This window comes from Streptomyces sp. NPDC054847 (genome assembly GCF_053610925.1).
Genome location: NZ_JBSGZJ010000487.1, coordinates 1 through 5,293, shown reverse-complemented (window position 1 = coordinate 5,293; position 5,293 = coordinate 1). Strand labels below are relative to the sequence as shown.

The 5,293-nt window shown below is 70.0% G+C and carries 3 protein-coding genes; 1 reads left to right on the top strand and 2 read right to left on the bottom strand.

Translation table 11 applies throughout. The features are described 5' to 3' along the window. Positions 1 to 42: 42 nt before the first annotated feature. Together ACWGH4_RS30705 and ACWGH4_RS30700 are read right to left on the bottom strand one after the other, a co-directional pair. Positions 43 to 936, bottom strand: a complete 894-nt coding sequence (locus ACWGH4_RS30705; protein WP_453466659.1) for a sugar phosphate isomerase/epimerase family protein — start codon at positions 934 to 936, stop codon at positions 43 to 45. 14 nt (positions 937 to 950) lie between these two features. After that, positions 951 to 4,475, bottom strand: coding sequence for a ThuA domain-containing protein (locus ACWGH4_RS30700; protein WP_453466657.1), 3,525 nt, complete (start codon positions 4,473 to 4,475; stop codon positions 951 to 953). 157 nt (positions 4,476 to 4,632) lie between these two features. Between ACWGH4_RS30700 and ACWGH4_RS30695 the strand changes: the two genes are divergently transcribed. Next, on the top strand, positions 4,633 to 4,998 hold the full coding sequence (locus ACWGH4_RS30695) for an MmcQ/YjbR family DNA-binding protein (protein ID WP_453466655.1): 366 nt from the start codon (positions 4,633 to 4,635) through the stop codon (positions 4,996 to 4,998). The last annotated feature ends 295 nt before the right edge of the window (positions 4,999 to 5,293 follow it).

The window sequence follows — 5,293 nt, the reverse complement described above, 5'->3', positions numbered from 1 at the left end:
CCACCCACGGGGGGTGGTGCGGGGCTCCTTCCGCGTGTGCGCTCAGTACCTGAGGTTCGCCAGGTGGGTGTAGCTGTTCTGCGCGGTGGCGAACGGGTCGGCCGGCGCGTCGTGTTCGACCAGCCACTGCTTCACGCCGCCGCTCCGGGCGGTGTCGAACATCGCGGCGAAGTCCAGGACCCCGGAGCCGACGTCGGCGAACCCGCCGCTCGGCGCCATGTCCTTGACGTGCAGCGCCGGGAAGCGCCGGCGGTGCTCCACGAACAGGTCCTGCGGATCGCTGCCGCCGCCCTTGGCCGCCCAGTAGACGTCCAGCTCGAAGCCCACGAGCTCGGGGTCGGTCTCCCGCAGCAGGATGTCGTACAGGTTCTCCCCGTCCACCACCTGGTGGTCGGCGCCGTGGTTGTGGAACAGCACCGGGCCGAGACCCGCGTTGCGGGCGGCGAGGCCCGCCTTGTTGAACTCCCGGGCCGCCTCACGGAATCCGGCAGGCGTGTGCATCGCCCCGGGCAGGCTCGGCACGACGATCCACCGTGCGCCGAGGGTGTGGGTGTCCTCGATCGCCTGCGGCAGTCCGCTGCCCCGCACGATGTCGTAACCCACGTGTTCGAGGACCGCCCGCAGACCCGTCTCGTCGAGCATGGAGCGGATCGCGGCCGCGCTGTTACCGTGCCGGCCGCTCACGCCGACCGTCGCGTAACCGATCTGCGCCAGCCGGGCGAGGGTCCCCTTGAAGTCCGCCGCGAGCGGGGTGCGCATGGTGTAGAGGTGCATGCCGATCCCGGAAGGCGGGATGCGGCGGCAGCGCTGCGCCGTCTCGGGAGCCGTCCCGTCCGCCGCGGCCGCGTACGAGAGCGGGCCTGCTGCGGTGGCCGCCGCTGCCGCGGCGGCGACGCCGAGTGCCCTGCCGAGGAATGCGCGTCTGGTGCCGTTCATTCGGATGTCCCTTCTCAACTGACGTCGATGCGGACGAAGCCGCTGGTCGTGTCGCCCTTGTCGTCGGTGACGGTGAGATGCGCGGTGTAGGCGCCCGGGCGGGCGTAGGAGTGTGTCGCCGTAGCGGTCTCCTCACCCGCGGGCCGGGTGTTGTCGCCGAAGTCCCAGTGGTAGGAGGCGGCGGTGCGGCCCTCCGGCAGCTTCACGTTGCCGGTCAACCGGACGGTGAGCGGCGCGTCGCCGGTGGCCGGAGCGGCGGCGACCGTGACGGCCGCACCCTGGCGCTTCTCCACCCCGTGGCCGTTGAAGTGCAGCCAGTCGACGGCGAAGAGGTCCGGCTTGTCGGCACTCCATTCCGGGTTGGTGAAGACGGCGTACAGCTTCATGGTGCCGCCGGGGTCCGTCAGTGGCGTCGTGGGGGAGACGATGTTGCCCCAGCCGCCCGTGGCAGGGACCGCGACCTTGCCGAGCAGTTCACCGGTCGGGGATCCGGCCCGGAACTCGATACTTCCGCCGATGCCGCCGGAGGCCGCACCCACGGTCACCGAGTCGATGCCCTTCAGGCTGACGGGGTCGAAGCTGATCCAGTCGCCGTGCTCGATCTCGGTGAGACGCTTCCCGCCGGAAGCGTCGCCGCGGCTGCCCACGACGGCTCCTTGGTTCGCCCCACCGGTCGACGTCATGTGCTCGGCCTCGCGGAACGCCGTGCGCAGGGTCAGTGAGGCGGATCCGGTGAGGGCGGGCACGCCCGGTGCTCCCTCGTCCTCGTATTGCGCGGTGATGCCGTAGTAGAGGTTCTGGCCGGGACCGTGACTGTCACCGGCGTCGGTCGTGATCTCGCCGGCGCATCCCGTGTAGTTGTCCAGCGGGTGGAGATGGGAGTCATGGCCGAGCTGCGATTGGACGACCACCCGCGAGCAGTCGATCCCCTGTCCGTCCTCCTTGTCCTTGACCTTCACGGTGAAGGGGATGGTGTCGCCGAAGCCGAACATCCCGCCGTCCGGCGGCTGCTGGATGGTGACCTGCGGCCGGGTGTTGCCCACGGTGATGTCCTGGACGGCCAGCCCGGTGAGTCCTCCGGGGCCGGTGACGGTGAGCCGGGCGGTGAATCGGCCCTTGTCCTGGTAGACGTGGGTCGGGTGGGCCTCCGTCGAGTCGGTCGTGCCGTTCCCGTCGAAGTCCCAGGCGTAGCTGACCGGTTCGTCGTCGGGCAGCCCGGAGCCCTCGCTGGAGAACGCCACGGTCAGCGGCACGGAACCGCTGTCCGGCGTGGCTGTGGCCTTGGCGTCGGGCAGCCGGTTGTCGCCGACGTGGTCGATGCGGTAGATACCGGAGCCCTCGTTGCTGCCGCCGCGTCCGGTACCGCTGCCGAGCCCGAAGTCGATGACGTACAGCGCACCGTCGGGGCCGAAGTCGGCGTCGAAGGGCTGGTTCCACGCCATGTCGCCGAAGACGGGGTTGATCGAGTGCAGGTCGCCCGCCGCGACCGGGGCGAAGCGGGGGTCGGTGAAGGTCTGGTCCTGCTGCTGGATGGAGAAGGTCTTGAACCACTTACGGGTCAGTTCGTAGTTGAACCACTTGCCGTCGAAGGCCGCAGGGAACTTGCCCTGGTAGGTGTTGGCCTCGTCGTGGTCGTAGACCGGTCCGCTCATCGGGCCACCGCCGCCAGTGCCGAGCTCCGGGAACTGGGGGGAGGCCGAGTACGCGTACCAGACGGTGGCCGGCTTGGCCGGGGGCAGGTCGGTGAGGCCGGTGTTGTTCGGCGAGTCGTTGACCAGGTCGGCGCAGTCGAACTTCGGGCCGGACGTCCCGGTCGCGAAGTCGTAGTCGTTGAACGGGGTGTTGTTGCCCACGCAGTACGGCCAGCCGAAGTTGCCCGCCTCGGTGATGCGCATGTACTCGACGGTGCCCTCGGGGCCGCGGGCGGGGTCCGCGGTGCGGGCGTCGGGACCGTAGTCGGCCACCATCAAAGCGCCGCTGTCCGGGTCGGTGGTGATCCGGAACGGGTTGCGCATGCCCATCGCGTAGATCTCGGCCCGCGTCTTGTCCGTGCCGGGGGCGAACAGGTTGCCTTCGGGCACCGCGTACGTGCCGTCGTCCTTGGGCGTGATGCGCAGGATCTTGCCGCGCAGGTCGTTGGTGTTCCCGGAGGTGCCCTGGGCGTCCCAGGCGCGGCGGCCCTCACGCTCGTCGATCGGTGCGAAGCCGTCGGACGCGAACGGGTCGGTGTTGTCGCCGGTGGCGATGTAGAGGTCGCCGTTCTTGTCGAACGCGATCGACCCCGCCATGTGCGAGTTGGCCCGTCCTTCGCCCCGCAGGGTCGGCACGGTCAGCAGCCGCTTCTCCGATGCCGGGTCGATGGTGTTGCCGGTGACGGTGAAGCGGGAGAGGTTCAGCCGCTTCTCGGTCTTGTCGGAGTTGAGCAGGTAGAGCCAGTTGTTCTCGGCGAAGTCGGGGTCGAGGGCGAGTCCCAGCAGTCCGTCGGACTGGCTGGTCATCTCGGGGGTGTACTCGAAGTCGAGCGCGGTGGTGACCTTCAGCGTCGACTGGTCGATCACCTTCACCTTGCCGGTGCGCTCGATGAAGAAGACCCGGCGGTCGGGCGCCACCGCCAGCTCGAACGGGTCGGCGAGGTCGCTGGTGGCGAGCGGTGTCCGCTGGAAGGCGCCCGTCTTCGTCGCCGTGCAGTCCCCGGGCTTGTTGCCCGCGGCCCACTGGATGCCGCCGAGCAGGTGCTTCAGGAAGTCCGGCTCCTGGAAAGCCGACTTGGCGTGGCCGCCGGCGGTGAACCAGGAGCGTCCGCCGTCGTAGTTCTGGCACCACGACCAAGGGTGGTCGACGCCCTCGTCGAGGCCGGTGATCCCGTCGCGCACCTTGATCTGGGCGAGCGTGTGGACCTTGCCGGTCGGGTTGGTGCGCCAGTTGTACCACTCCTCCGTGCGCTCCCAGAGCTCGGGAAGGCCCTCGGTGGACGGGTGCGACCGGTCCAGCACCTTGATCCGGCCCGTCTGCACGGCGGGGTGCTTGTCGAAGATGGCGCCGACCAGGCCCTCGTACCATCCCCAGTCGCGTTCGCTCGCGGAGGCGGCGTGGAGACCGACCCATCCACCGCCGCCGCGGACGAACTTCTGGAGTGCGGCACGCTGCGCCGCGTCCAGCAGATCGCCGCTCTCCGGTGTCGAGTTGGTGTTGTTGAAGACGATCGCCTGGAAGCGGGCGAGGTTCTCGTCGGTGAAGGCCGCGGCGTCGTCGGTGGCTTCGACCTCGAAGCCGTTCTCACTGCCGAGCTTCTTGATCGCCTCGATGCCCGCGGGGATCGAGTCGTGGCTGAAGTTCGTGACCTTGGAGAAGACGAGCACGCGATAAGGCGCCGCCTCTGCGCGGGGCGACAGGGTCACCCCGAGTCCGAGAAGCAGCGCCAGCAGTGCGGTGATGACGGGGACAGGGGAAAGTGCGGTGCGACGGGCTCCTGGCCGTCCGGACGTTCGCGGCCGCTGCGGCCGCCGTGGTCCGGACGGTTCTTGTCGAAGACTTCTCATGGCGCTCCCGGTGCTGGTAGGACTGCGGGTTAGAAAGCGCTTTCTGAGTACGCCGGACAGCGTAGGTTCAGCCGTCGCGAGGGGTCAATGGGTCGGAAGCGTGCAGTGTGGCGCGGCAGTTGGGCCACTGTCGGTGGCAGCGCTTACGGTGGTCGCCATGGCCACAGCCGACGACGTACGCAGGATCGCGCTCGCGCTGCCGGGAGCGATCGAGAAGCTCGCCTGGGGCATGCCCACCTTCCGGCTGGAGCCCCGCGGCCGGATCTTCGCCTCACTGGCCGACGACGACCGGGTCATGGGCGTGAAGTGCCCTAAGGAGGACCGCGCCGAGCTGATCGCCGCAGAGCCCGCCAAGTTCTTCCTGCGCGAGGGCCACGACGACCACTACGCCTGGCTGCGGGTGCGGCTCGAAGCGCTGGACGACGAGGAGGAGCTGTACGCGATCCTGCTCGACTCATGGCGCCAAGCGGCCCCGCGCAAACTGCTCGACGCCCATCCGGAGCTGGCGCCGCCGCGGCCCTGACGGGGAGCCAGGCGGTCGGGCCGGATGGCCGCGCGTCCGGTGCCCCGGTCGGGTGAGCGGGCTCCCCGGGCAACCGCTTCCCGGCGGCGAGGGGGTACGGATGGCCCGCCGTTCCACGACGCCGGGAGGATCCGCCCATGCCCGCCATCAAGAGCGCCGGGAGCGCGCTGGCCGCCACGGTCTGCGCAGCGCTGCTCCTCACCGGCTGCGCCGACACAGCGCCCGCACCCGCCGCTGCGAAGGGCCGCGGGCCTCGAGTCGCGCCCGACCAGAAGGCGCGGCCGGTCCGTCAGCT

Coding starts and splice junctions, on each gene's coding strand:
- ACWGH4_RS30700 (WP_453466657.1), bottom strand. CDS start 4,475: ATGAGAAGTCTTCGACAAGAACCGTCCGGACCACGGCGGCCGCAGCGG.
- ACWGH4_RS30695 (WP_453466655.1), top strand. CDS start 4,633: ATGGCCACAGCCGACGACGTACGCAGGATCGCGCTCGCGCTGCCGGGA.
- ACWGH4_RS30705 (WP_453466659.1), bottom strand. CDS start 936: ATGAACGGCACCAGACGCGCATTCCTCGGCAGGGCACTCGGCGTCGCC.